At 72.2% G+C, this 24361-nt stretch carries 26 protein-coding genes; 9 read left to right on the forward strand and 17 right to left on the reverse strand.

Going from position 1 to position 24361, the window contains the following annotated elements; all coding sequences use genetic code 11:
* Window positions 1-56: 56 nt before the first annotated feature.
* From V6U89_RS05975 to V6U89_RS05990, 4 genes are all read right to left on the reverse strand, one after another.
* A complete protein-coding gene (locus V6U89_RS05975) occupies window positions 57-746 on the reverse strand; it encodes a lytic transglycosylase domain-containing protein (RefSeq protein WP_334569624.1) in 690 nt (229 codons plus the stop codon).
* Window positions 747-1030: 284 nt separating this feature from the next.
* Window positions 1031-2446, reverse strand: a complete 1416-nt coding sequence (locus V6U89_RS05980; protein WP_334569625.1) for a PhoH family protein — start codon at window positions 2444-2446, stop codon at window positions 1031-1033.
* 348 nt (window positions 2447-2794) lie between these two features.
* Entirely contained in the window at window positions 2795-3148 is a 354-nt protein-coding gene (locus V6U89_RS05985; protein WP_280840415.1) for a hypothetical protein, read from the reverse strand.
* A gap of 31 nt (window positions 3149-3179) precedes the next feature.
* Window positions 3180-3524: a hypothetical protein gene (locus tag V6U89_RS05990; protein WP_154939549.1), complete on the reverse strand. Its 345-nt coding sequence runs from the start codon at window positions 3522-3524 to the stop codon at window positions 3180-3182.
* Window positions 3525-3788: 264 nt separating this feature from the next.
* Here V6U89_RS05990 and V6U89_RS05995 point away from each other — a divergent pair, with 264 nt between their 5' ends.
* The 3 genes from V6U89_RS05995 (at window position 3789) to otsB (ending at window position 5662) form a co-directional block, all read left to right on the forward strand.
* Window positions 3789-4229: a helix-turn-helix domain-containing protein gene (locus V6U89_RS05995; RefSeq protein ID WP_210776574.1), complete on the forward strand. Its 441-nt coding sequence runs from the start codon at window positions 3789-3791 to the stop codon at window positions 4227-4229.
* Window positions 4230-4391: 162 nt separating this feature from the next.
* Window positions 4392-4745, forward strand: a complete 354-nt coding sequence (locus tag V6U89_RS06000; protein ID WP_334569628.1) for a hypothetical protein — start codon at window positions 4392-4394, stop codon at window positions 4743-4745.
* Window positions 4746-4837: 92 nt separating this feature from the next.
* Complete coding sequence (gene otsB, locus V6U89_RS06005) at window positions 4838-5662, forward strand: trehalose-phosphatase (RefSeq protein WP_334569629.1); 825 nt, start codon at window positions 4838-4840, stop codon at window positions 5660-5662.
* Between the two features lie 31 nt (window positions 5663-5693).
* Here the strand turns inward: otsB and V6U89_RS06010 are convergent, their stop codons facing one another.
* The 4 genes from V6U89_RS06010 to V6U89_RS06025 form a co-directional block, all read right to left on the reverse strand.
* Window positions 5694-6464 carry an isoprenyl transferase gene (locus V6U89_RS06010; protein ID WP_334569631.1) on the reverse strand — a complete coding sequence of 257 codons (771 nt, stop codon included), beginning with the start codon at window positions 6462-6464 and terminating at the stop codon, window positions 5694-5696.
* A gap of 46 nt (window positions 6465-6510) precedes the next feature.
* Window positions 6511-7638 (reverse strand): geranylgeranyl reductase family protein, encoded by a 1128-nt coding sequence (locus V6U89_RS06015; protein ID WP_334569632.1) that lies wholly within the window; start codon window positions 7636-7638, stop codon window positions 6511-6513.
* Between the two features lie 181 nt (window positions 7639-7819).
* A complete protein-coding gene (locus tag V6U89_RS06020; protein ID WP_334569633.1) occupies window positions 7820-8677 on the reverse strand; it encodes a hypothetical protein in 858 nt (285 codons plus the stop codon).
* Window positions 8678-8714: 37 nt separating this feature from the next.
* On the reverse strand, window positions 8715-10559 hold the full coding sequence (locus V6U89_RS06025; RefSeq protein WP_334569634.1) for a phosphoenolpyruvate carboxykinase (GTP): 1845 nt from the start codon (window positions 10557-10559) through the stop codon (window positions 8715-8717).
* A 137-nt stretch (window positions 10560-10696) separates the two neighbouring features.
* On the opposite strand from V6U89_RS06025, the gene V6U89_RS30165 reads away from it, so the two are divergent.
* Together V6U89_RS30165 and V6U89_RS06035 are read left to right on the forward strand one after the other, a co-directional pair.
* Entirely contained in the window at window positions 10697-11557 is an 861-nt protein-coding gene (locus V6U89_RS30165; RefSeq protein WP_442933877.1) for a GtrA family protein, read from the forward strand.
* 63 nt (window positions 11558-11620) lie between these two features.
* Window positions 11621-12337 (forward strand): GtrA family protein, encoded by a 717-nt coding sequence (locus V6U89_RS06035; RefSeq protein ID WP_334569636.1) that lies wholly within the window; start codon window positions 11621-11623, stop codon window positions 12335-12337.
* A gap of 113 nt (window positions 12338-12450) precedes the next feature.
* Here the strand turns inward: V6U89_RS06035 and V6U89_RS06040 are convergent, their stop codons facing one another.
* Complete coding sequence (locus tag V6U89_RS06040) at window positions 12451-13023, reverse strand: PH domain-containing protein (protein ID WP_154939565.1); 573 nt, start codon at window positions 13021-13023, stop codon at window positions 12451-12453.
* A 120-nt stretch (window positions 13024-13143) separates the two neighbouring features.
* Window positions 13144-14019: a biotin--[acetyl-CoA-carboxylase] ligase gene (locus tag V6U89_RS06045; protein ID WP_334569638.1), complete on the reverse strand. Its 876-nt coding sequence runs from the start codon at window positions 14017-14019 to the stop codon at window positions 13144-13146.
* Between the two features lie 85 nt (window positions 14020-14104).
* Here V6U89_RS06045 and V6U89_RS06050 point away from each other — a divergent pair, with 85 nt between their 5' ends.
* Window positions 14105-15688, forward strand: a complete 1584-nt coding sequence (locus V6U89_RS06050) for an acyl-CoA carboxylase subunit beta (RefSeq protein ID WP_334569639.1) — start codon at window positions 14105-14107, stop codon at window positions 15686-15688.
* 54 nt (window positions 15689-15742) lie between these two features.
* Here the strand turns inward: V6U89_RS06050 and V6U89_RS06055 are convergent, their stop codons facing one another.
* From V6U89_RS06055 to V6U89_RS06070, 4 genes are all read right to left on the reverse strand, one after another.
* Window positions 15743-16639, reverse strand: a complete 897-nt coding sequence (locus V6U89_RS06055; protein WP_334569640.1) for a hypothetical protein — start codon at window positions 16637-16639, stop codon at window positions 15743-15745.
* The gene (locus V6U89_RS06060) at window positions 16639-17130 is read right to left on the reverse strand and encodes a SigE family RNA polymerase sigma factor (protein ID WP_334569641.1); all 492 of its coding nucleotides are present in this window, start codon (window positions 17128-17130) and stop codon (window positions 16639-16641) included. Before V6U89_RS06060 ends, V6U89_RS06055 begins: the two co-directional genes overlap by 1 nt.
* Before the next feature lie 61 nt (window positions 17131-17191).
* Window positions 17192-18175: a ketopantoate reductase family protein gene (locus V6U89_RS06065; protein WP_334569642.1), complete on the reverse strand. Its 984-nt coding sequence runs from the start codon at window positions 18173-18175 to the stop codon at window positions 17192-17194.
* Window positions 18176-18200: 25 nt separating this feature from the next.
* Window positions 18201-18944, reverse strand: a complete 744-nt coding sequence (locus tag V6U89_RS06070) for a M50 family metallopeptidase (protein ID WP_334569644.1) — start codon at window positions 18942-18944, stop codon at window positions 18201-18203.
* A gap of 156 nt (window positions 18945-19100) precedes the next feature.
* Here V6U89_RS06070 and V6U89_RS06075 point away from each other — a divergent pair, with 156 nt between their 5' ends.
* Window positions 19101-19853, forward strand: coding sequence for a GH25 family lysozyme (locus V6U89_RS06075; RefSeq protein WP_334569645.1), 753 nt, complete (start codon window positions 19101-19103; stop codon window positions 19851-19853).
* An 87-nt stretch (window positions 19854-19940) separates the two neighbouring features.
* Here the strand turns inward: V6U89_RS06075 and V6U89_RS06080 are convergent, their stop codons facing one another.
* Window positions 19941-20171, reverse strand: a complete 231-nt coding sequence (locus V6U89_RS06080; RefSeq protein WP_334569646.1) for a hypothetical protein — start codon at window positions 20169-20171, stop codon at window positions 19941-19943.
* A gap of 89 nt (window positions 20172-20260) precedes the next feature.
* Window positions 20261-22198, reverse strand: coding sequence for a serine/threonine-protein kinase (locus V6U89_RS06085; protein WP_334569647.1), 1938 nt, complete (start codon window positions 22196-22198; stop codon window positions 20261-20263).
* Between the two features lie 91 nt (window positions 22199-22289).
* Here V6U89_RS06085 and V6U89_RS06090 point away from each other — a divergent pair, with 91 nt between their 5' ends.
* Together V6U89_RS06090 and V6U89_RS06095 are read left to right on the forward strand one after the other, a co-directional pair.
* Window positions 22290-22502 carry an acyl-CoA carboxylase subunit epsilon gene (locus V6U89_RS06090; RefSeq protein ID WP_334569648.1) on the forward strand — a complete coding sequence of 71 codons (213 nt, stop codon included), beginning with the start codon at window positions 22290-22292 and terminating at the stop codon, window positions 22500-22502.
* 127 nt (window positions 22503-22629) lie between these two features.
* A complete protein-coding gene (locus V6U89_RS06095; RefSeq protein WP_334569649.1) occupies window positions 22630-23082 on the forward strand; it encodes a hypothetical protein in 453 nt (150 codons plus the stop codon).
* A 355-nt stretch (window positions 23083-23437) separates the two neighbouring features.
* Here V6U89_RS06095 and V6U89_RS06100 read toward each other — a convergent pair whose 3' ends face one another.
* Window positions 23438-23719, reverse strand: coding sequence for a hypothetical protein (locus V6U89_RS06100; RefSeq protein WP_334569651.1), 282 nt, complete (start codon window positions 23717-23719; stop codon window positions 23438-23440).
* Window positions 23720-24361 lie beyond the last annotated feature (642 nt).

Here is a 24361-nt window from a genome sequence, read left to right on the forward strand (position 1 = left end):
GCACGACGAGGGCGGGGCGGGTGGTCGCCCACCCGTCCCGCCCTCGTTCGCGACGATCAGTACCAGCCGACGCTCTGGCTGTGCGCCCAGGCGCCGCAGGGGTCGTCGTACCGGCCCTCGATGTAGCCCAGTCCCCACTTGATCTGGGTGGCCGGGTTGGTCCGCCAGTCGTCAGCCACGCTGCCCATCTTGCTGCCCGGCAGGGCCTGCGGGATGCCGTACGCCCCGGAGGAGGGGTTGCTGGCCTTGTGGTTCCAGCCGCTCTCCTTGGTCCAGAGCTTGTCCAGGCACGGCATCTGGTCGATCTTGAAGCCGGCGTCGAGCAGCAGCGCGCAGCCGATCTCGCGGTTGCCGCTGAACTCGTTGCAGGACGCGGGGATCGGACCGGTGAACGGCTGGGTCTTGGCCTCGGCCTCCTTGGCCGCCGCCTCCCGCGCCTTCTTCCGGGACGCCGCGGCGGCCTCGGCCTCACGGGCCCGCTCGGCGGCCTCCTTGGCGGCCGCGGCGGCCCGCAGCTTCGCCTGGTACTCGGCGGCCCGCTGCTTGGCGGAGCCGCGCTGGTGGTCGGCCTGCCGCTCGCGCTGGTAGTCGTACTCGGCCTGGTCGACCTCGAGGCCGACCTGCGCGGTCAGGCCCTGTTGCTGGGTTTCCCGGTCTTCGCCCAGGTAGAAGCCGCCGGCAACGCCCACGGAGAGCAGTGCGACAGCAGCCGTACGGGCGCCGAACCGGCTCCACAGCCGACTCACGAAGTGGTCCCTTCGTCGGGGGCAAGGACGCGGCACGGGCGGCCGTCTCCGGACGCGGTCGTGCCGCGAGCGCCCCGACCGGAGCCGGTCGCATCCGACGCACCGACCCTCGCCGGGGCTCGTCCTGGGTGGGACGAACGATACTCGACGATCTTGTCGGGGCGCGGGCGCTCGTTGGACACCATCGCGCACAGTGAGACTGATGGGAAACCAAGGGACCCATTTGTGACCTGCGCCACAAAATGAATGTGGACGGAAATGGGCGTAACGGGCGGCCGCAGCGGCTACTGCGGGATGTCCTCCAGCAGATCAGTCACCATCGCGGCGATCGGTGACCGCTCCGAACGGCTCAGCGTGACGTGCGCGAAGAGCGGGTGGCCCTTCAGCGCCTCGATCACCGCCGTCACGCCGTCGTGCCGGCCCACCCGCAGGTTGTCCCGCTGGGCGACGTCGTGGGTGAGCACCACCCGGGACCCCTGACCGATCCGGGACAGCACGGTCAGCAGCACGCCCCGCTCCAGCGACTGCGCCTCGTCGACGATCACGAAGGCGTCGTGCAGGCTCCGGCCCCGGATGTGGGTCAGCGGCAGGACCTCCAGGATCCCGCGCGAGGTGACCTCCTCCAGCACGTTCTCGTGCACCACCGCGCCGAGGGTGTCGAAGACCGCCTGCGCCCAGGGCGACATCTTCTCCGACTCCGAGCCGGGCAGGTAGCCCAGCTCCTGGCCGCCGACGGCGTACAGCGGGCGGAAGACGATCACCTTCTTGTGCCGGCGGCGTTCCATCACCGCCTCCAGGCCGGCGCAGAGCGCCAGCGCGGACTTGCCGGTGCCGGCCCGCCCGCCCATCGAGACGATGCCGATCGACTCGTCCAGCAGCAGGTCCAGCGCGACGCGCTGCTCGGCCGACCGACCGTGCAGGCCGAACGCCTCCCGGTCGCCCCGCACCAGCCGGACGGTCTTGTCGGGCAGCACCCGGCCCAGGGCCGAGCCGCGGGCCGAGTGCAGCACCAGGCCGGTGTGGCAGGGCAGGCCCGCCGCGGCGTCCAGGTCGAGGGTCTCGCCGGCGTAGAGCCGGCCGATCTCCTCCTCGCCCAGCTCCAGCTCGGCCATACCCGTCCAGGTGGGATCGCTGGCCTGGCCGTGCCGGTACTCGTCGGCCCGCAGCCCGACCGAGGCGGCCTTGACCCGCAGCGGCATGTCCTTGCTGACCAGGGTCACCTCCCGGCCCTCGGCGGCCAGGTTCAACGCCACGGAGAGGATCCGGGCGTCGTTGGACTCGGTGCGGAAGCCCGGCGGCAGCACGCCGTCGTCCGAGTGGTTGAGCTCCACCCGCAGCGTGCCGCCGACGTCGTTGGCGGGCACCGGACGGTCCAGCCGCCCGTGCCGCACCCGCAGCTCGTCCAGCATGCGCAGGGACTGCCGGGCGAACCAGCCCAGCTCGGGGTGGTGGCGCTTGCCCTCCAGTTCGGAGATGACCACCAGGGGCAGGACCACCTCGTGCTCGGCGAAGCGGTGGAACGCCGCCGGGTCGGACAGGAGCACCGAGGTGTCCAGGACAAAGGCCTGGCCGGCTGGTCGGGGCTCCTCGGTGCCGGCCGGGGCGGCGGCCGTCGTACGGCGGCTCCGGGTGGCTCGGCGGGTCGTGGCAGTCGCGGCCGGGGTCTGGTCGGCACCGGCGGGCGTACGGCGAGTCGTCACAGGCCTGCTCCGACGGATGGGCACCCGCCACCCGCGTTCCGCCTCCTCCGGTGCCCGGGGACACGGGGTCGGATGCGGAACCCCGTGCGCGAGGTCGCAGTTCCGGGCGGACCGGCTGGCCCGGGAGAACCCCGTGCCATGCCTAGACGCTAGCGGCGCCGGGCCACCTCGGCTAGAGGCGGAGGTGGATCTCCCTCGACCGGGACGTGAACGTCGGCGGCGGACCGGCCGGGATGCATGCCCCCTGCGCGCATCCCGGCCGGCGGGGCCACCGTCACCGGTCTGACGTGGCCCCGACGGTGCGTGCCCGCCGCGGACGACGCACCGGGTCCGTACCGGCGTGGGTCGTCAGCCCTGCCGCCGGACGAGGGTCCCGGTCGGATGCCGGCCGGTGACCGGCGGGACCGGGGCGGTGAACGAGGAGCCGGTGTACGTGGTGCCCTGGCGGGCGACCGCGGTGGTGGTGACGGTCGCGGTGGTCACCACCGGTGGCCCGCTCACCGGCCCGGCCAGGGCCGAGGCGATCGCGGCCTGGGCGTCGCGGCGTCGCCGGTTCCACGCCCCCCGGTCGCCGTCGAAGTAGCCCTGCCGGTAGCCGAAGCGATAGCCGATCCGATAGCTGAGCTGGCCGTGCAACCGGCCCGCCGCGTAACTGGTGGCGCCGAGGACGAGGACGAGGAAGACCGCGAGGAACGGGCTCATCCGGCGGCTCCGCCGCGCCGCGCCCGCCCGGTCACCGGTCCTCCGGCTCGATCGTGGTCGGATCGACGACCAGGAGCCGCTCCAGGTCGTCGGTGCTGACCTCCTCCACCAGCTCGACGCTGATCCGGCACCCGTCCAGGACGATCTCGGCGACCGAGGAGCGGCGGATCTCGCCGCCGGCGTCGTAGACCCGGACGCTCAGCTCCGGACAACCGAGATGGGTACGCCAGGCGTTCCACTCGTCCCGGTCCCCCACGCTCAGGGACAGGTAGCGGCACCCTCGGGCGAGGTAGAGGCGCCAGGGCGCGCTCAGTCCCGCGGCCACCCCCTCCGCGATCAGGCCGAAGGCCTGGGCACGGGTCGCGAGCTCGGTCACCGCACCTCCCTCGCGCCGGGGACGTGACGCATGTGAGCACTAATCGTCTCATGCACGTGACACACCGTAGATTGTCCCACGAGCGTGACAGTATCAGCTTTTCGTCCGATTACCGCCCCACCTAAGTCCTTCTATTCTGCCCAGGTGACACCCCTCGGAAAGGCCCCTGGATCGTTAACACGCGCCCGGAAGAAGTCGTCCCGTTCGCGTGACACCCGTACGCACGGACTCCCCACCACGGCCGTCCGGCCGTACCGTCACGGGGTGACCGAGACCGCCCCCGCCCGGAAGATCGCCTTCGCCAGTTTCGTCCGCCGGGCGCTCGACGACGCCCGGGCCATGCGGGCCTGGACGGGCACCGAGGTCTCCCGCCGCACCGGCGTCTCCCGGCAGACCATCAACCGGTGGGTCCGCGGCGACTGGGCCAGCGACCCGGAGGTGGAGCGGGTGGTCGCCTTCTGCGAGGGGCTCGGGCTCAACCCCGCCGCCGCCTTCGCCGCGCTCGGCTGGGACCGGGCCGCCGCGCCCCGCACCGCGGCGACGCCACCCCCGATGGACCCGGACGTGGAGGCCCTGCTGCGCCGGCTGGTCGATCCCGCCGTGTCGGAAGCGGAGAAGTTCCACATTCGAGAAACCATTCGTTACCTCGCTTATCGCCCGACTCTGCCGGCCGATGTCCGAAAACGAGACGAACAGGCCGGGTAGTTCCTCAGATGGCGAAAGAACGCCTGGTCAGACCTCTTCGTTTCGCTACGGGCCAGGAACGGGCGCGCTAGCGTCCGTATTCGTACTGCTTGGGCTCGTCATCGGCGGGGGGACGGGACAAGGCCGAACCCAGCCCTGCGGGACAGAAGGAGGGGTCTGTCCATGACCCTGAAATGGTGGGCAGTTCTGGTCGCGGCGGTGTCGGTGACATCGGTCGTGACCGCAAACGTCGCGATAGTCGCGGTCGAGGGCGAGCAGATGCCACTGGTCGTCAACCTCTTCGCGCTCACCACCGCCGGCACCGCGGTGGTGCTGGCCGTGGTCGCCGAGCTGCACGAGCGGCTCAACGACCGGGTGAGCGCACTGACCGAGTTCCTGGTCGCCCGGCTCAACGAGATCGAAACGCACGCCGGCGACCGGAACACCGGATTCGTCGAGGGTTACCTGCTCAGCCACGGCCAGGACGCCGACGTGGTGCCGTTCGGGCGCCCGCGCCGGGGAGCCGCCGAACGCTGACCGACGACCCGAAAATCGTCCACCGCCGGAGGCGAGAAGGCGTCATCTCGCGGCCACGAATGAGCCGCCGCCGCCGGGGTACGCTGTCGCGCGTGCCGCCGTTGAATCTGGGCAACCAGCAGCCGAAGACTCCGTTGGACGCCGAGCACGCCTGGCGGGCGACCGCCGCGCGGGCGGCCCACACGGTGCTCTTCTTCGACTTCGACGGCACCTTGGCGCCGGTCGACGACGACCCCACCGCCGTGCAGCCCGCGCCCAAGGTGCTCGCCGCGCTGGAGGCGCTCGCCCCGGTGGTGCAGCGGGTGGCGATCGTCTCCGCGCGCCCGGTCGACTTCCTCCGCGACCACCTCGGTGGCCTCGCCGGCATCGACCTCTACGGCCTGTACGGGCTGGAGCACAGCCATTCCGGGGGCGAGACGGTGACCGAGCCGGGCGCCCTGCCGTGGGTGCCGACCATGGCGGAGCTGGCCGACCTGGCCCGGGCCGAACTGCCGGCCGGCACGCTGGTCGAGTTCAAGCGGTTGAGCGTCGCCCTGCACTGGCGTACCGCGCCGGGACTGGGGCCGCAGGTGGAGCAGTGGGGTCGCGCGCAGGCCGAGCGGCTGGGGCTGAAGGTGCAGGCCGGCCGGATGGTGCTGGAGCTCAAGCCCCCGGTCGACCGGGACAAGGGCCTGGTCATCGGCGAGATCGTCCGCGACGCCGGTGGCGCCTGGTACTTCGGCGACGACGTCTCCGACATCAAGGCCTTCGCCGCGCTGCGGGCCCGCGCCGCCGCCGACCCGGACTTCTTCGGCGTCTGCGTGGCCGTGGCGAATCCGGAGACCGGTCACGAGGTGGCCGACGCCGCCGACCTCACCCTCGACTCCCCGGCCGCCCTCGGCGACTTCCTGACCAGGGCCCTGCCCCACCTGACCTGACCGACCGCCGCCGTCAGCGCGGGGCGGGCCGTCAGGCGCCGAAGCGGCGCTGGCGGTTGGCGTAGGAGCGCAGGGCGCGGAGGAAGTCGACGCGGCGGAAGTCGGGCCAGTTGAGTTCGCAGAAGTAGAACTCCGAGTGGGCCGACTGCCAGAGCATGAAGCCGGAGAGGCGCTGCTCACCGCTGGTCCGGATGATCAGATCCGGGTCCGGCAGGCCCTTGGTGTAGAGGTGCTCGGAGATGTGGTCGACGTCCAGCGCGCCGGCCAGCTCCTCGATGGTGCCGCCGGTGGCGGCGTGCTCCAGCAGCAGGGAGCGCACCGCGTCGGCGATCTCGCGCCGGCCGCCGTACCCGACGGCGATGTTGACCTGGGCGCCGCCGGCGCGGTCCCGGGTGCGCTCCTCGGCGGCCTTGAGGGCCTGCGCGTGGTGCGCCGGCAGCACGTCGAGCGCGCCGACCATCCGCAGCCGCCAGGGGTTGCCCTCCTCGGCCAGCTCGGTGGTCAGGTCCTCGATGATCTGGAGCAGCGGATCCAGCTCCTCCGCCGGCCGGGAGAGGTTGTCGGTGGAGAGCAGCCAGAGCGTGACGTGGCCCACACCGGCGGCGTCGCACCAGCGCAGCAGCTCCTTGATCCGCTCGGCGCCCATCCGGTGCCCGTCGTTGGGGTCGACGAAGCCCATCTCCCGCGCCCACCTGCGGTTGCCGTCGCACATGACGCCGACGTGCCGGGGCACGGGCTTGCCCGCGAGCGACGCCGTCAGCCGGCGCTCGTACACGGAGTAGAGGAGGTTCCGCAGAGTCATCACCTTGCAGGGTAGCGACCCGCCCGGCCGATGGTGACCTCGGAGGTTAACTACGCGCCGAGAGACCGATCCCGATCATGGCGAGGGTGCGGGCGTCCAGCCGGCCGTCACCGAGCCCCAACTCGACGACACTGCGGTAGACCCGGTCGTCGCGGCGGGCCGCCCGGACGGCGGCGTCGACCACCCGGCGGTGCCGGGCCAGCCAGGCGGCGACCGAGCTGTGCCGCAGGTGCGTACCGAGCCGCCGGCGCAGCGCCTGGGCGTACCGGTCGGCCGCCCGGTCCGGTGCCGCCGCGGCGGCGGCGCCGGCCAGCGCCCCGGAGAGCAGCGCGTAGAAGATCCCCTCGCCGGTGAACGGGTTGATCAGGGAGAGCGCGTCGCCGGCCAGCACCACCCGACCCCGACCGGGCGACGGCCGGTGCGTCGACAGCGGCAGGTGGTGGGCGCGCAGCCCGGTGACCGTGGCGGGGTCGGTCGCCGGCAGCAACGCGGCGAGCCGGTCCAGCAGGTGCGCCCGGCTCAGCGGTTCGCCCCGCAGCACCTCCCCGTACCCGACGTTCGCGCGACCGTCGCCGATCGGGAAGGACCAGGCGTACGCCGGCCAGCGCGGCCCCGAGGTGACGATGAACTGTTCGGGCGGACCGGGCAGCGCCGGGGCGTACCCTCGGATGGCGAGCGCGAGGTGGCGGTCCGGGTTCGGCGGGTGGCCGAGCGCGCGGCGGACGATCGACCCGGCCCCGTCCGCGCCGACCACCGCCCGCGCGGCCAGTTCCCCGTCGAGCACCACCCGGTCGTGGCGCGGCTCGATTCGGCGGACGGTGTGCCGGCACAGCACCGCACCCGCGGCCACCGCCGCCGCCACCAGCCGGGCGTCGAACACCTCGCGGGGCACCGTGTACGCGGGCCGGGGCAGCGCCCGGGCCACCGCCGGGCCGCCCGGGCCGATCAGGTGCAGCGCGGGCAGCGGGGCGTACCCGGCCACCGCGTCGGTCACGCCCAGCCCGGCGAGGACGTCCAGCGCGTGCGCCGCGATGCCGTCCCCGCAGGCCTTGTCCCTGGGGAAGTCGGACCGGTCCAGCAGCAGCACCCGGGCCCCGGCCCGGCGGGCGGCCAGCGCGGCGGCCGCCCCGGCCGGCCCCGCGCCGACCACGATCAGGTCGAATTCGTCGCTCACCGCGTCGCCTCCCGCCCGCAGCCGCCCACCGGCCCATCCTGCCCGCCCCACGCCCCCGAACCCCGCCGCCGCACCCGCCCGACCCCGTTGATCAAGAAGTTTGCGTCAGGATCCGGTCCCAGCCCGACGCAAACTTCTTGATCAACGGAGGCTGCCCGGTCGGGCGGGGCGGGGGCCGGGGTCAGGTGGGGGGTGGTTCGGCGCGGGTGGCGCGCCGGAGGCCGTAGAGGGCGAGGACGGCGGCGGCGACGAGCGGGCCGCCGTCCCGGACCAGGCCGTCGACGCCGAGCAGCCACCAGCAGAGCGGCAGGTCGACGGCGAGCACGCCCAGGGTGATCGCCACCAGCAGGGTGCGGGCCCAGCGCCGGCCGCGCATCAGGAACGCGGTGCAGAAGAGCACCGTGTAGCTGACCGCGATGCCGGCGAGGAACCAGAACACCACCGCCGGCGCGGCGGCCAGCCGGCCGTCCAGGATCGCGCCCCCGGCCACCAGCGCCGGCACCAGCATCAACGGGCTGTACGTGAAGGCGGCGACCCGGCTGGTGAGCAGCCACCCGGTGACCGGCGGCCGCTTCGGGGCGGCCTCCCGCCAGGAGATCGTGCCGCCGGAGACCACCAGGGTCCTGCGGTGCCGGACGAGGTACGCGCCGACCGCCTCGGAGCGGTAGAGCAGCACGACCACGCTCACGCAGAGCGCGGTGAGCAGGGCGAAGCCGAGCAGCCCGGGCAGCGGCGGCACCCCCTGCCGAGGCACCACCAGGCGGCCCACCGCGAAGACGGTGGTCACCGCGAGGATCAGCCCGAGCGGCTTGGCGACCGTACGACCCCGGTTGACGTGCCCGATCAGCAGCAGGAAGCCGAGCGAGCGGAGCATCGCCCAGCCGGTGCGTACGGCCAGGCCGAACTCCTGCTCCGGGGCGTACCACCAGTTGAGCAGCTCGACCACGACGGTGGCCGCCGCCGTGACGGCGAGCAGCGTGGTCAGCGCCCGGACGGCGGACGGCCGCCGGACCTCGGTGGTCTCGGCGGCCGTCCTCATGGGATCCGATGTTGCCCGGTACGGGCAACAGTCACACCTACTTCTGCGGCTGCTCCGCGTCGAGCCGGGCGCGCAGCGCGTCCAGCTCGGCCCAGAGGACACCCGGCAGCTTGTCACCGAACTTCTCGAACCACTCGGTGACCAGCGGGAGTTCGTTGCGCCACTCCTCCGGGTCCACCTTGAGGGCGATCCGGACGTCCTCCGGGGTCATGTCCAGACCCTCGACGTCCAGCGCGTCCTGCGTGGGCACCATCCCGATCGGGGTCTCGACCGCGTCGGCGCGACCCTCGATCCGCTCGACGACCCACTTGAGCACCCGGGAGTTCTCGCCGAAGCCCGGCCAGAGGAAGTTGCCCTCGGCGTCCTTGCGGAACCAGTTGACGTAGTAGATCTTGGGCAGCTTGGCCTCGTCGCCGTCGACGCCCTTGCCCATCTCGATCCAGTGCCGGAAGTAGTCACCGGCGTGGTAGCCGATGAACGGCAGCATCGCCATCGGGTCGCGGCGGACGACGCCGACCGCGCCGGACGCGGCGGCGGTGGTCTCCGAGGAGAGCGTGGCGCCCATGTAGACGCCGTGCACCCAGTCGCGGGCCTCGGTGACCAGCGGGATGGTGTCCCGGCGACGGCCACCGAAGAGGATCGCGTCGATCGGCACGCCGTTCGGGTCGTAGTAGTCCTCGGCGAGGATGGGGCACTGGGTGATCGGGGTGCAGAACCGGCTGTTCGCGTGCGAGGAGAGGCTGTCGCTCTCCGGCGTCCAGTCGTTGCCCTTCCAGTCGATCAGGTGCGCCGGCGGCTCACCCATGCCCTCCCACCAGATGTCCCCGTCGTCGGTGAGCGCCACGTTGGTGAAGATGGAGTTGCCGCGGTCCAGTGTCCGCATGGCGTTGGCGTTGGTCTTCCAGTCGGTGCCGGGCGCGACGCCGAAGAGGCCGTACTCCGGGTTCACCGCGTAGAGGCGGCCGTCGGAGCCGAAGCGCATCCAGGCGATGTCGTCGCCGATGGTCTCGACCTTCCAGCCCGGGATGGTCGGCTCCAGCATGGCGAGGTTGGTCTTGCCGCAGGCGGACGGGAAGGCGCCGGCGACGTGGTAGACCTTGCCTTCCGGCGAGGTGATCTTGAGGATCAGCATGTGCTCGGCGAGCCAGCCCTCGTCGCGCCCCATCACGCTGGCGATCCGCAGCGAGTAGCACTTCTTGCCGAGCAGCGAGTTGCCGCCGTAGCCGGAGCCGAAGGACCAGATCTCCCGGCTCTCCGGGAAGTGCGAGATGTACTTCGTCTCGTTGCACGGCCAGGCGACGTCCTGCTGGCCGGGGGCGAGCGGGGCGCCGATGGAGTGCAGCGCGTGCACGAAGTCGGCGTCGTCGCCCATCGCCTCGAGGACCTTGGCGCCCATCCGGGTCATGATCCGCATCGAGGCCACCACGTACGGGCTGTCGGTGATCTCGACGCCGAACATGGGGCTCTCGGCCTCGACCGGGCCCATGCAGAACGGGATGACGTACATGGTGCGCCCGCGCATGCTCCCGCGGTACAGCTCCGTCATCGTCCGCTTCATCTCGGCCGGCGCCATCCAGTTGTTGGTGGGGCCGGCGTCCGCCTCGTCGACGGAGCAGATGTAGGTGCGCTCCTCGACCCGGGCGACGTCCGTCGGGTCCGTGCGCGCATAGAACGAGTTGGGCTTCTTCTCCGGGTTGAGCCGGATCAGGGTGCCGGACTCGACCAGCTCGTCGGTGAGGCGCCGCCACTCCTCATCGGACCCGTCCACCCAGACCACGCGGTCGGGGGTGGTCAGTTCCGCGACTTCTCTGACCCAGGCGAGCAGCTTGGGATGGGTAGTCGGGGCCTGATCGATACCCCGAACAGTAGCCGGAGCAACCATGACACATCTCCTTGTGGTCGACGCTGACCGTTCTATGGATGCACGAGTCTGGCGGGCGCGAGCCGCGTCGCCATCGTGGAAACCTGGGATTGCGCTCAGCGTAAACCGGGCCGAGCCGCGAGTCAGTGGGACTGGTTGTGAAGAACTGCACAAGGTACGGCCCGGCTGCGGCATCACGAGCTAATACCCGCTTTTCCGCGCAGTTTCACGCAAATCCTGCGGCGAACTGTTGGCGGTCACCGGAACGGACGATGACGGACAGCGGAACCGGGCTTCCGGTGACGGGCCCGTCGATTGGACGAACCACACGGCGAACGGTCCACAAAGAGTTACGCTCTGCTCACCTGCGGCGGCACCGGACGGGCCGGCGACGACCGGCGTCGCGAGTGATCCGGGCCGGCTCGTCGTTGCTGCGCGTCCGGCTCGCTCCCGACCGGTACGCTCGGCGGGTGGCCGCGACGATGACCGGGGACCAGCCAGGGTCTCCGCAGACCCGCCCGGGCCTGGTCCGCACACTGCTGGACCGCTTCGGTCACCTCGTCCGCGAGCTGAGCAAGTTCGCCACGGTGGGCGGGATCGCCTTCCTCATCGACTTCGCGCTCTTCAACTACCTGACGACCGTGCGCGACGTCGAGCAGGTGACCGCCAAGACGATCTCCACCGTCATCGCGGCCAGCGTCGCCTTCGTGGGCAACCGGTTCTGGACCTGGCGCCACCGCAGGCGCTCCAACCCGGCCCGCGAGTACGCGCTGTTCTTCTTCTTCAACGGGGTGGGCCTGGGCATCGCCGTGGCCTGCCTGGCGATCAGCCGGTACGGCCTGGGCAGCATCTGGCCGGGGGTGTTCCAGACCCCGCTGGCCGACAACATCGCCAGCTTCATCGTCGGCACCGGCCTGGGGACGCTGTTCCGGTTCTGGTCGTACCGACGGTTCGTCTTCGTGGAAGCGGGAAATCCCCCGGTTCCGGAGGCGGCGCACGACCGGCCGCCGGGGGCGTGACCTGCCGCCCACCTCGTCCGGCCGGGACCTGCCGGCCCCAACCACTGCCCTAAGGTGTTCCGCATGCGTCTTGTCCGTCTGCTGCCCGAGCGCTGGCAGAAGTTCATCCACGAGGCGCTCAAATTCGGCGTCGTCGGTGGCATCAACACCGTCATCAATTACGCGGTGTTCAATGTCCTGGCACTCACCGTTTTTGTCAACGGTCAACTGAAGGCGACCGTGATCGCCACCGTGGTGGCGACGATCACGTCGTATCTGATGAATCGGCACTGGACGTACCGGGATCGACCGAAATCCGCGTTGAAGCGGGAATACGTCCTGTTCTTCCTGTTCAACGCCACCGGCCTGCTGATCGAGCTGGGCGTCCTCGCCGCCGCCAAGTACGGCCTGGGCGTGAACAGCCTGCTCGCACTCAACGTGGCGAAGACCGGCGGCGTGCTGCTGGCGACCATGTTCCGGTTCTGGTCGTACCGGACATTCGTGTTCCAGCCGGTGCCCGCGCACGCCGAGGAGACCTGGCACACGATCCACCGGGACGAGTGGGACACCATGGCCGAGCTGGATCCGGTGGCCGAGCTGGCCGAGTCGGTCAGCGAGCTGGAGGAGGCCCAGCAGCAGGCGGCGCAGCGGCCCGGCGGCCCGGTGGCCGAACCGGTCTTCCCGCAGCCGACCGGACGGCCCGCCCCGCTGGACGCCGGACTGGGCAGCACGATCGGCGCCGACCTCGACGCCGAGCTGGCCGCGGAGCTGCACGCCGGCACCCGCCGCCCCCGCCGCTGACCCCGCCGCCCGGGACGACCCGGGCACCCGAATGTCGCCGAAGTGGCGGTGTCCGAACGGACACCGCCACTGCTGCGAACCGGGGTCGATCAGGCCGGGGTCGGGCCCAGGAGTCAGCTGGTGGGGTCGCGCAGCGGCTTGCCCTCGCGCATGTCTGCCAGGATGTCGCGCATCTCCCCGTCGCCCAGCGAGTGCTTGTCGTGGTGGGCCTCGACCAGCTCGTAGAGCTTGGTCTGGACCTGGCCCACGGACGGGACGTCGCGCAGCACGGACTGGCCGCGCTCGCCCGCCGACTCGATGGTGAGCGTGCCGCAGCCGAGCAGCCGCTCGACGAAGCGCTGGCTCATCGCGTGGTCGTTGATCCGGGTGAGCGGGATGTCCCGCCGGTCCCGGGACAGCACCCCCTGCTGCAGCAGCACCCGCTCGTTGGTGAACAGGTAGTGCGTGGTGCGCCAGACCAGGAACGGCCAGAGGCCCAGCCAGAGCGCCAGCACCAGGGCCAGCCCGGCGATCACGTACAGCGCGATCGTGGCGCCGTCGCCGTCGGGCAGCAGGACCCAGCCCGCCACCACGGCGGCGACGCCGAGGACCAGCACCAGGATCGGCCGCAGCAGCGCCTTCCAGTGCGGGTGCAGATGCAGGACGACGTGCTCGTCCTCGGTGAGCACGTCTTCGGGAAACGCCACGGGGAACCTCCTGGGGCACGGATCGGACGCGCTGACCGTAACCGGTCACCGCGATCCACCGGATCAGCCGCGCGGCCCCGATCGCGGCGCCACGCCGGACCGGACCGCCACCCGGGGCGCTCAGCGCAGGTGCAGCACGTCCCCGGCCGCCAACCGCCGCTCCCCCGCACCCGTGTCGACCAGCAGCTGGCCGTCGGCGTCCACACCGGTGGCCAGGCCGGTCAGCTCCGCGCCGTCGGGCAGCAGCACCCGCACCCGCCGGCCGACGGTGGCGCAGGAGGCGACGTAGGCCTCCCGCAGCCCGCTGGCCACCGCGTCGCCGCCGGCGGTGCGCCAGCGGTCGTACCAGTCGGCCAGCGAGCGGAGCAGCGCGCGCAGCAGCGGGTCCCGGTCGGTGGCCGTCGCGCCGGCCAGTTGCAGCGAGGTGGCCGGCAGGCCGGTCCGGTTCTCCGGCAGCTCGTCGGCACGGAGCGTGACGTTGAGCCCGATCCCGAGCACGATCGCGGGCGGCTGCGCCGGGGACGTGCCCGGCACCGCCTCGGCCAGGATGCCGGCGCACTTGGCGTCGTCGACCAGCAGGTCGTTCGGCCACTTCAGCCGGGCCTCCAGCTCGGCCAGCCGGGCCACCGCCTCGACCAGCGCGACGCCGGCGAGCAGCGGCAGCCAGCCGTACCCGGTGGCGGGGGCCGGCGGCCAGCCGCGGTCGGCGACGGCCTCGCCGGGCCGGAGCAGGACGCTGGTCGCGATGCCGGCGCGGGCCGGCGACTGCCAGACCCGGCCGCGCCGGCCGCGCCCGGCGGTCTGCCGGTCGGCGACCACCACCAGGCCCTCCGGCTCGCCCGCCCGGGCGGCCGTCACCGCGTCGGCGTTGGTGGAGCCGGTCTCGGCCCGCAGGTCGAGCCGGCGCCAGGGCCCGTGCGGAGCGGTCAGCGCGCGGGCCAGCCGCGCCGCCGACAGCGGCGGGCGGTCCAGATCGGTGTACGGCGAGCCCGGCATCCCGTCAGCCTACGGGCCCGGCGACGGAGGGTATTGAGGCGTACTGCACAGCGGCGTCGACCTGAACCATCGTTATATTCCCTGGGTGACTACCGAGACCGGGATCAACATCCACAGCACCGCGGGCAAGCTGGCGGACCTGGAGCGACGGGTCGACGAGGCGGTGCACGCCGGGTCGGCGCGCGCGGTCGAGAAGCAGCACGCGCGGGGTAAGAAGACCGCCCGGGAGCGCATCGAGCTGCTGCTCGACGAGGGCTCCTTCGTCGAGCTGGACGAGCTGGCCCGGCACCGGTCGACGGCCTTCGGGCTGGAGAAGAACCGCCCGTACGGCGACGGCGTGGTCACCGGCTACGGCACCGTCGACGGCCGGCAGGTCTGCGTCTTCGCCCAGGACTTCACCGTCTTCGGCGGCTCCCTCGGCGAGGTCTTCGGCGAGAAGATCGTCAAGGTGATGGACCTGGCCATGAAGATCGGCTGCCCGGTGGTCGGCATCAACGACTCCGGCGGCGCCCGGATCCAGGAGGGGGTCGCCTCCCTCGGGCTCTACGGCGAGATCTTCTTCCGCAACGTCCGGGCCAGCGGCGTCATCCCGCAGATCTCGCTGATCATGGGCCCGTGCGCGGGCGGCGCGGTCTACTCCCCGGCGGTCACCGACTTCACCGTGATGGTCGACCAGACCTCGCACATGTTCATCACCGGCCCGGACGTCATCAAGACGGTCACCGGCGAGGACGTGGCGATGGAGGAGCTGGGCGGCGCCCGCACCCACAACTCGCGCAGCGGCAACGCGCACTACCTCGCCACCGACGAGGAGGACGCGATCGAGTACGTCAAGGCGCTGCTGTCGTACCTGCCGTCGAACAACCTCGACGAGCCCGTCGTGTACGAGGCCCCGGCCGACCTCGACATCTCCGCGGAGGACCGGGAGCTGGACACGCTCATCCCGGACTCGGCCAACCAGCCGTACGACATGCACCGGGTCATCGAGCACGTGCTCGACGACGGCGAGTTCCTGGAGGTGCAGCCGCTCTACGCGCAGAACCTCGTCATCGGCTACGGCCGGGTCGAGGGGCGCCCGGTCGGTGTGGTGGCCAACCAGCCGATGCACTTCGCCGGGACCCTGGACATCGCCGCCAGCGAGAAGGCCGCCCGGTTCGTGCGTACCTGCGACGCGTTCAACATCCCGGTGCTGACCTTCGTGGACGTTCCCGGCTTCCTCCCCGGCACCGGCCAGGAGTGGGACGGCATCATCCGGCGCGGCGCGAAGCTGATCTACGCGTACGCCGAGGCGACCGTCCCGAAGGTCACCGTGATCACCCGCAAGGCCTACGGCGGCGCGTACGACGTGATGGGCTCCAAGCACCTCGGCGCGGACCTGAACTTCGCCTGGCCGACGGCGCAGATCGCGGTGATGGGCGCGCAGGGCGCGGTGAACATCCTCTACCGCTCCGACCTGGCCAACGCCGAGGACCCGGCCGCCGTCCGGGCCGAGAAGATCGCCGAGTACGAGGACACCCTGGCCAACCCGTACATCGCCGCCGAGCGCGGCTACGTCGACAGCGTGATCCCGCCGCACGAGACCCGTGCGCAGATCGTCCGCGCGCTGCGGGTGCTGCGCACCAAGCGGGAGACCCTGCCGCCGAAGAAGCACGGCAACATCCCGCTGTAGCGGGCGTTCACCGGAAGGTCCCCGCGTCCCTGGTGGTCGCGGGGATCTTCCGCTTCAGCAGCGCGGGTTGGCGGCGACGCAGAGCCGACCGGCGGCGGTGCGACCCAGCCCCTCCAGGTCGGCCTGACTCAGGCCCGGGCCGGGACCGGTGCGCTCGGCCTTGAGGGTGTTCGGCCCGGTGCTGATCACGGTGACCAGGTCACCGACCCGGACCACCATGGTTGCCTCGACCTCTGGCGCAAGCTTGATCGCGGTGCCGTCTGCGACGCTGGCGGGCGGCAGCGACACGTGGCGCAGCAGCACGGACTCGTCGCCGGCGAAACCGCTGGCCGACCGCTCCCACCGATGTGGGATCACGGTCGGCACCGTCCTGCCGCCCAACTGCCCCGACCCGCTGATCTCCCACTGGGCGCAGGCGTCGAGCAGCAGGGCGACGGTGCCGAAGAGCAGCCGGCCCTGCGCCGGGTCGATGCGGTAGACGTCCTGGTTGAGCACCGGTGTCGCGACCCCGTCGACCGGCCGCAGCAGGGTCTGCGACCGCGAATAGCGCGACGTCGCCGCCGACGGCACACCCCGCTCCCGGCCGCACGCCTCCAGCACCGGATCGACCCGCACCGCCTCACCCAGGCCGGCCGCACCGATCTGCGTGCCGGTCTTCAGCCGCACGTCCCGCGCGGACAGCAGCGCCTCGCGCGGAATCTCGGCCGGCCCGGCGGTCGCCGTCGACGCGGAGACGGCCGCCACCGGCGGGGCGGGAGGCGCCGGCGTCCCTGACCGGCCCGCCACCACGTACCCGGAGCCGGAGAGCACCGCGAGTACGGCGGTCGCCGCCAGCGCCGCCGTACGCCGGCTGCGTCGCCGGGCCCGGGCGCGGATCTCCTCCGGCTCGACCCAGCGGACCCCACCCAGGTCCCGGTGCAGCCGGTCGACGAAGGTCGTGTCCTCACGCATCAGGCCTCCTCCAGGTCAGAGACGGCGAGCAGCCCGGCCAGCGCGGCGCGCCCCCGGGAGAGCCGGGCCTTCACCGTGCCGACGGGGGCCTCGGTCTGCCGGGCCACCTCGGCGACGGGCATGCCGAGCAGGTAGTACAGGGCGAGTGCGGTGCGCTGCTCCTCGGGAAGCCGGCGCAGCGCGGCGACCACCTCGACCGTGTCGACGCCGGGGCCGGGCACGCTCTCCTCGACGCCGTGCCGCAGGTAGGCCCGGGTCCGACTGCGCAGGCTGCGCCAGCGGCTGACCGCGATCCGGGAGGCCACCACCCGCACCCACGCCTCCGGGTCGTCGTACCCGCTCACCGTCGACCAGCGCTGCCAGGCCCGGATGTACGCCTCCTGGACGGCATCCTGCGCCTCGGTCACGTTGCCGGTCAGCACGTAGACGAAGCCGAGCAGCCGTTGCCGGCTGCCCCGGTAGAACTCGTCGAACCCGTCGACGTCGGGCACGTGCCCACCTCCTGTGGCGTTCGGAAGGGACACGCGCGGCGGCACCACGCCGGTTGCCGGATCAGCCGATCATCTTCGCCAGCTCCGCGGGCGGGAAGCCGCCGGCCGGGACCCGTTCCCGGGCCGCCCGGCGCACCGCGTACGCGACGGCGGCGTTGGCCGGGGTCGCCACCCCGTGCAGCCGACCGAGCAGGACGATCTCGCCGTTGAGGTGGTCGACCTCGGTGGAGCCGACACCCCGGGCCAGGCTCTGCCAGGTGGAGCTGCCGGAGCGCTCCTGCCCGTCGACCGGCCGGTGCCCGACCCGGTCGCCCCGCTCGGCGGCCTCCTCCTCGACGCTGGTGTGCGCGATCCCGGCCGCGGCGAGCACCGCCTGCCCCTCCGCACGGACCCGGTCGCGCAGGTCGGTCGGGACGTCCCCGCCGAGCAGCGCCTGCAGCCCGTTGCCGAGGTTGGCCAGCAGCTTGCCGTACTTCCACCGCATCACGTCGTCGCGCACCGGGGCGACGAAGCCGGCGCCGGTGAGGTCGGCGGCCACCGCGTGGTCCAGCGCGTCCGAGCCGGCCGGGTACCGCCCGAGGTGCAGCATCCCCGGGTACGGGTATCCGTTGGCGACGACCACGCCCGGCTCCAGGTGGGTGGCGGGCAGCCAGACGCAGACCGCGTGCACCCGGGCGAAGAGCCGCAACGCCGCCGGCTCGTTGGCCACCCCGTTCTGGGCGGTGAACAGCGGCAGTCGCTCCCCCGCCGTGCCGCCCCCGGCGACCGGCGCGTCCGCCCAGGCGGCCAACGCTGCCAGGGTGTCCTGCGACTTGACGGTGAGCACCAGGACGGTGTCGGCGGGCAGTGGCCGCTCCCCGGGAGCGTCGGTGGCCGGCCCCCGCCAGGTCTCCGTGCGGTCCGGCGTGCGCAGGGTCAGCCCGCGCCGGCGGATCGTGTCCAGGTGCGCGCCGCGGGCCACCAGCGTCACGTCGTGGCCGGCGTCGGCCAGCCGTACGCCGATGGTGCCGCCGACCGCACCCGCCCCGATGATCACGTACCGCATGCGGCCATTCTGCTCTCCCGACCGGTCAGATCGTCAGGCCGGCGTCGGTGAGGATCGGGCCGGCGAGCAGCGCCGCGCCGACGGCCAACGCGAGCAGGTTCACCAGGGCGAACACGGTCACCCAGAACAGCGCGGGGAACGGGGTCAGCCGGGCCAACTGGTCGGCGTCGGACTGCGGCATCCGGCCCCGGCTGCGCAACCGTTGCAGCTCCACCACCGGCCGTACCCCGCCGAGGAGCAGGAACCAGACGCCGGTCCAGGCGAAGGCGGCCTGCACCTGCGGCGCCGCGTACCAGGAGACGGCGAGCACCACGCCGCCGGTGACCAGCAGCGACAGCACGCCGAAGACGTTGCGGATGAGCACCAGCATGGCCAGCAGCAGCGCCACCGCCAGCCAGAGCAGCAGGGTGATCCGGTTGCCGCCGAGCAGCCAGGCCCCGGCGAGGCCGACCAGCGACGGGGCGACGTACCCGGCCAGCAGAGTGAGGATCATGCCGGGGCCGGTGGGGCGGCCGGCGGAGAGGGTCAGGCCGGAGGTGTCCGAGTGCAGCCGGATGCCGTGCAGCCGGCGCCCGGTGAGCAAGGCGGCGAGGGCGTGGCCGCCCTCGTGCGCGATGGTCACCGCGTTGCGGGCGACCCGCCACGGCAGCCGGGTGGCGACCACCACCAGCGCGACGACGGCGGTGACCAGGACGAGCAGTGGGGGTGGGTCGGGCTGCGCGCCGAGGAGTCTGTCCCAGAGGTCGCCCAGCCCGTCGATCGACACCATGGGCGGGGAGCCTACCGGCACGCCGCAGCTGACCGATACTGATCAGGCGGCGAGCCACATACGGGCGTCAATGAAAATTTCCTTAAGCCCTCTTGCGATCTAGGGCAACTACCTCCAAAGATTGGCGTCAATCAATCGGCGTCCCTGGAGGCATCCATGACCCGTCCGAAGTTTTCGCTGCGCCGGCTCCTCGCCGCCGGCCTGACCGTCGCCGCCACCGCGGCGGCGGCCCTCGTCGCCACCGCCGGACCGGCGGCCGCGGCCACCACCCCCGGCATCGACGTCTCCCGCTACCAGGGCACCATCAACTGGACCAGCGTCCGCAACGCGGGCATCCAGTTCGCCTTCATCAAGGCCACCGAGGGTACGAGCTACAAGGACCCGAACTTCAACAGCAACTACGTCAACGCGTACAACGCCGGGGTGATCCGCGGGGCCTACCACTTCGCCCGGCCGAACATCTCCGCCGGCTCGACCCAGGCCGCCTACCTCGCCTCCAACGGCGGCGCCTGGTCGGCGGACAGCCGCACCCTCCCGGCGGCGCTCGATCTCGAGGCCAACCCGTACGCCGGCGGTTACTGCTACGGCCTGACCACGACCGGCATGCGGAACTGGGTCCAGGACTTCCTCAACACCTACCGGTCCCGCACCGGCCGGTACGCGGTCATCTACACCACGACGAGCTGGTGGAACCAGTGCACCGGCAGCTGGACCGCACCGTGGGCGAACCACCCGCTCTGGATCGCCCGCTGGTCCACCAGCCCCGGCACCCTGCCGGCCGGCGCCCCGTTCTGGAGCTTCTGGCAGTACACCAGCACCGGCTCCGTCTCCGGCATCAGCGGCAACGTCGACCGCAACTACTGGAACGGCGACCGGACCCGGCTGATCGCGCTGGCCAACAACACCTGACCGGCGCCGGGCACAGGTCGGCGGCAGCGGGATCGGTCACCGTACGGTCGATGACTGGTCCGGCTGCCGCCGCCGTCCTTCGTCAGATCAGGCCCTGCGTCGCGCGGTCACGGGCACCGGTACGGCATCCTCGCCGGCCAGTGGACCCCGCCGGGCGAGGCGCCAGGCGGCGACTCCGGCGGCGGTGACCGTCACGACGGTGAGCAGCGCGACCAGCACCGGCATCCCGGCACCGACCAGCAGCAGAGCGACGTCGCCGAGCGCGACCAGCATCCACAGCGCGAGCCGGGGACGAGCGTCCTTGCGTCGGTAACCCATGTCGTGCCTCCTTCCGTCGTCGCAGGAGGGATACCCCGGACGACGGAAGGTCATGCGAATCCATTTCACACGGACGCGATTCCCGCGCGTCAGCCCTGCCGGTCGGGCTTGAACCCCTTGACGATCTGGTCGAAGTTGGCGAGCTGGGCCGTCCAGTCCTTCTGGGCGACCTCCCACCGGATGGCGTAGCCCCGGTTGCTCGCCGTGACGAAGCCCCGGTTGCGGACGTGGATGCGGGTGCCGTCCCGACTCTCCAGCCACTCCCAGTCGGCGCAGGTCCGGTACCAGTCGCAGCGCTTTATGCCGAGCAGCTGGTAGTTGCTGACGAACTTGCGGCGGTCCGGCTCGATCGCCCTCCAGTCCGCCTCCGCGTCGGGCTTCGGGTTGCTCGTCCACTGCACGAGCATCTCGCCCACCCCGCCCTGCTGGAAGAACACGACCGTGTCCGAACCCGTGCGGCTGGCTCGCCAGCCCGGCGGGAGGGGAATCGAGAAGGTCGGTCCCTTGTGCAGGGTCCAGCCCGCCGGCAGCGCGTTCGGGTCCGTCGACGGGGTGGCCGAGGGGGTCGGGCTGGGCGGGGCGGCACTGGTCGGCGCGGGCGCGGCCGGCACGGACGTCGGAGCGGAGGCTGACGGGGTCGCGGCGGCGCCGGTCGGGCCGGCCTGCCGCCCGCCCTGCTCCGGGTCGCCCTTGCCGCGGCTGAGCAGTGGCACGAGCACCGCCAGACCGACCAGCAGCGCCAGCACCACCGCGCCGATCAGCAGGTTCCGCTTCTGCCGGCCGCGCTTCGTGCCGTCGTACACCGAACCGGGAATGCGCTCGGCGGGCGCCGGCGCGGGACTCACCGGCGCCGGCATGACCGCGGTGGGGGCGCTCGGCTTCTTGGGCGGGTCCACCTTCGTCGTCGGCTCGGCGTCGGCGGCCGGACGCGGCGGGTCGACCTTGGCGGTCGGCGCGGCGTCCACGCCCGCCGGCGTCGTGCTCGTCCGGTCCTCGGCGGCAGCGGCGACCCCGGCGGCCGCGGCGGCACCCGCCGCGGCTTCAGCGGCTCGCGGCGTGGCCTCGGCGCGCGGCGCGGGCGGCTTCGGGGTCGACTCGGCGCTCTGCTCGGCCGGACGCGGGGCCGGCACCAGCGGCTTGCGCGGCTCGCGCGGACCGTTCGGCCCCGGCCGGCGTACGCCGTCCAGCAGGGAGATCCCCTTGGCACGCTTGCCGCCGGCCCGGCGCAGCAGGCGCTCGGCCACCTCGGCCGTGATCCGCTCCTTCGGGTCCTTGCGGAGCAGGCCCTGGAGCACCGGCTTGAGCGGCCCGGCGTTCTTCGGCGGCGGCAGCGGCTCGGTGGCCAGCGCCGCCAGGGTGGCGATCGCCGACGGCCGGGCGTACGGGGACTTGCCCTCCACGGCGGCGTAGAGCGTCGCGCCCAGCGACCACAGGTCCGCCTCCGGACCGGCCGTGCCGTCCTTGGCCCGCTCCGGCGCGATGTACGCGGGCGAGCCGAGCACCATGCCGGTGCGGGTCACGTTCGGGTCGCCGGGAATGGTGGCCAGACCGAAATCGGTCAGTACCACCCGGCCGTCGTTGCCGAGCAGCACGTTGCCGGGCTTGATGTCGCGGTGCATCACGCCGGCCTTGTGCGCCGCCTTCAACGCGCCGAGCACACCGAGCCCGATCTCCACCGCGCGGGCCGGCGACACCGGGCCGTCCTCGGCGAGAGTGTCCTGCAACGACTTCGACGCGACGTACTCCATGACGATCCACGGGTCGCCGTCGGTGCGCAGCACGTCGAAGATGCGGACCACGTTGACGTGATTCAGCCGGGCGATCGCCCGGGCCTCACGCAGGGAGCGTTCCCGCATCTCGCGGCGCTCGTCGTTGGTGAGACTGGGTGGCGGGACGAGCTCCTTGATGGCCACGTCCCGGTGCAGCACCTCGTCACGCGCCTTCCAGACCCGGCCCATGCCGCCCTGACCGAGCGGCGAGATGAGCCGGTACCGGTCAGCGACAAGTTGGGGAAGCGCGTCAGACATCGGAGAGACCGTACCCGGCGCCACCGATGCTCACACCGCCGGCACGCCACTGTGCGGTGAAGGTCAAGTTCGCGACGCGTACGCTGACGCCATGTCTGCCGAAGAGCCGCTGTTCCGAGTCGTCCGGGGCGTCCCGACCGCCGACGAGTTGGCCGCGCTGGTGGGTGCGATCGTCGTCCGGTCCCGTCCGGCCGCCGCGCCCGCGCCGGTGATCACGTCCGCCTGGGCGCGCAGCGCCCGACCGACCGTCGCGGCGCCCTCCGCCGGACCCGGCGCGTGGCGCGCCTCCGGCCTCCCCCGCTGAACCTTCCGCCAATCCGACCGGATTGAGCTGGGGCGGGGCCACGGTGATGCCCTGAGGACTGCCGAGATCGCTCCGCACCCATTAACCTCACTCAGGGAAACGGGGCCGTGACAGGTAGGGAGGATCGATGATCCCTGAGGAGGACCGGCCAGCTTCCTGGCTGCGCGACAACGGCGGCATCGAGGCCGACATCCGCCAGATGAGCGAGTTCGCCGACCGGCTCCAGGCCGAGGTCGAACGCAACTACGCGCCACACCTGTCGTACATCGCCGACGACATGAGAGCCCCCGTACCCAACCCGTGCGACGCCTTCGTCGAGCTGGTGCAGTTCCTGCACGCCCACTGGGAGACCCAGCAGGCCACGGCGAACATGGTGCGCGACCTGGGCGGAGCCACCGGCCACCTGGCCTCGGCGGCCGGCCAGATCGCCTCCCACTACCAAGGTGCCGATGCCTTCGCCTCGGCGAGGGTCGCCGATGTGCAGGCGGCACTCGCCAATCCGTACTCCACCATGTCCGGTGGCCAGGCCCGGCTACCCGACCCCACCGGCCCGAACGGCGGGCCGGTGGTGCTGCCGTGATCGACAGGGGCAGCGGCCGGACGTCCGGCCTCACCGACTGGCAACTGATGGACGTGCTGAGCATGTGGGCCTGCGTCCAGGACCACGAGACCCAGGGGCACTGGAAGCAGGTCGCCGGTTGGCGCAAGGTCTGTGACCTCGCGATGAACCACCTGCGGCGGCTGCACGAATACCGGCGTGGCCTGGCCGAGGCGTGGCCCCCGGAGACCAACGCGGCCGCGCGGGCGTACCTGGGCGAACTCGACCAGCTCATCGACCGGGTCCAGCGCACCCACGACGTAGCCGCCGCCAACCACGACGCGCTGGCCGCCGCCACCCGCGCCATCGACAGCGCCCGGCCCGAGTTGAAGAGGCTCTACGAGCAGTACTCGAACAAGCTCCAGCAGAAGCGGTCGTACGAGGCGACGCTGGCGGATCCGAAGGCGGCGGCGGGCAGCCGGGTGGTCGACCCGCCGGTGACGGACGTGGAGTTGGAGCAGCTGAACACCAAGGCCCGCGGGATCATGTACGGGTTGAGCGGCGAACTCCAGCAGGCCCAGGTGATGCTCCAGAAGCCGCCTCCGCGGCCAAAGCCCTCGCCAGGAGTGGACCAGAACAACCCCGACGCGTACACCTCTAATCTTTCTGCACCCGTCATTCCGCCAGTTGTACCGGTGCCCATCTCACCCTCGCCTGCTGTTTCCAGAGCCACCCGAGCTGAGAATTCAGTACGAGCAGTGCCAGCGCCGACAGCACCCAATTCAGGCCCGATTCTTGGCGGGGCCGGAACCGGGCTTGCCCCAACGCCAGCGAGCCCAGCAGCGCCTGGCATGACTCCTTCAACGCCCCAGGGGATGAGCCCGAACGTGGGACCCCCTCCTTCCTTGCCGCCGCTTCCAGGAACGCCGGGTCGTAACGGATTGCCCAACCCGTTGCGAGGGCAGCCGGGTCCAGCAGCCCGCAGCGGGATTGGTGGCGGCAACAGCAGCCCGCCCCGGCCAATGCCGCCGGGCGGCATGATCGGCGGCACACCTGGGATGGCTTTGGGCCAGCCTGGCGGGACCACTCCGCCTCGCCGTATCAATCCGCTTGGGGGCGTGATCGGAGGAGGTGGGGCAGGAACGGCGCCGTCAGGCGCAGCAGGCTCACGGCCCGGAGGCGCACGGGCGAGTTATGCAGGAGGCGCCTTTGGGATTTCGCCAACGGGAGGCTCTCCGGGCATGGCTAGCGGTCCAGGGGCAGGTACGCCAATGGGACGATCGAGCCGCCGAGAAGCAGTAGAAGGTGAGTCACGCCGCTG

The organism is Micromonospora sp. CPCC 206171 (assembly GCF_036906755.1).
GTDB lineage: Bacteria > Actinomycetota > Actinomycetes > Mycobacteriales > Micromonosporaceae > Micromonospora > Micromonospora purpureochromogenes.

Bases quoted from the DNA above. Each gene is read 5' to 3' on its own strand.
- V6U89_RS05985 (WP_280840415.1), bottom strand. From the start codon at position 3,148: ATGAGCCCGTTCCTCGCGGTCTTCCTCGTCCTCGTCCTCGGCGCCACC.
- V6U89_RS06095 (WP_334569649.1), top strand. From the start codon at position 22,630: ATGATCCCTGAGGAGGACCGGCCAGCTTCCTGGCTGCGCGACAACGGC.
- V6U89_RS06000 (WP_334569628.1), top strand. From the start codon at position 4,392: ATGACCCTGAAATGGTGGGCAGTTCTGGTCGCGGCGGTGTCGGTGACA.
- V6U89_RS06025 (WP_334569634.1), bottom strand. From the start codon at position 10,559: ATGGTTGCTCCGGCTACTGTTCGGGGTATCGATCAGGCCCCGACTACC.
- V6U89_RS06100 (WP_334569651.1), bottom strand. From the start codon at position 23,719: ATGACGGGTGCAGAAAGATTAGAGGTGTACGCGTCGGGGTTGTTCTGG.
- V6U89_RS06045 (WP_334569638.1), bottom strand. From the start codon at position 14,019: ATGCCGGGCTCGCCGTACACCGATCTGGACCGCCCGCCGCTGTCGGCG.
- V6U89_RS06085 (WP_334569647.1), bottom strand. From the start codon at position 22,198: ATGTCTGACGCGCTTCCCCAACTTGTCGCTGACCGGTACCGGCTCATC.
- V6U89_RS06065 (WP_334569642.1), bottom strand. From the start codon at position 18,175: ATGCGGTACGTGATCATCGGGGCGGGTGCGGTCGGCGGCACCATCGGC.
- V6U89_RS06010 (WP_334569631.1), bottom strand. From the start codon at position 6,464: ATGACTCTGCGGAACCTCCTCTACTCCGTGTACGAGCGCCGGCTGACG.
- V6U89_RS06020 (WP_334569633.1), bottom strand. From the start codon at position 8,677: ATGAGGACGGCCGCCGAGACCACCGAGGTCCGGCGGCCGTCCGCCGTC.
- V6U89_RS06080 (WP_334569646.1), bottom strand. From the start codon at position 20,171: ATGGGTTACCGACGCAAGGACGCTCGTCCCCGGCTCGCGCTGTGGATG.
- V6U89_RS06055 (WP_334569640.1), bottom strand. From the start codon at position 16,639: ATGCGTGAGGACACGACCTTCGTCGACCGGCTGCACCGGGACCTGGGT.
- V6U89_RS06070 (WP_334569644.1), bottom strand. From the start codon at position 18,944: ATGGTGTCGATCGACGGGCTGGGCGACCTCTGGGACAGACTCCTCGGC.
- V6U89_RS06075 (WP_334569645.1), top strand. From the start codon at position 19,101: ATGACCCGTCCGAAGTTTTCGCTGCGCCGGCTCCTCGCCGCCGGCCTG.
- V6U89_RS06035 (WP_334569636.1), top strand. From the start codon at position 11,621: ATGCGTCTTGTCCGTCTGCTGCCCGAGCGCTGGCAGAAGTTCATCCAC.
- V6U89_RS06090 (WP_334569648.1), top strand. From the start codon at position 22,290: ATGTCTGCCGAAGAGCCGCTGTTCCGAGTCGTCCGGGGCGTCCCGACC.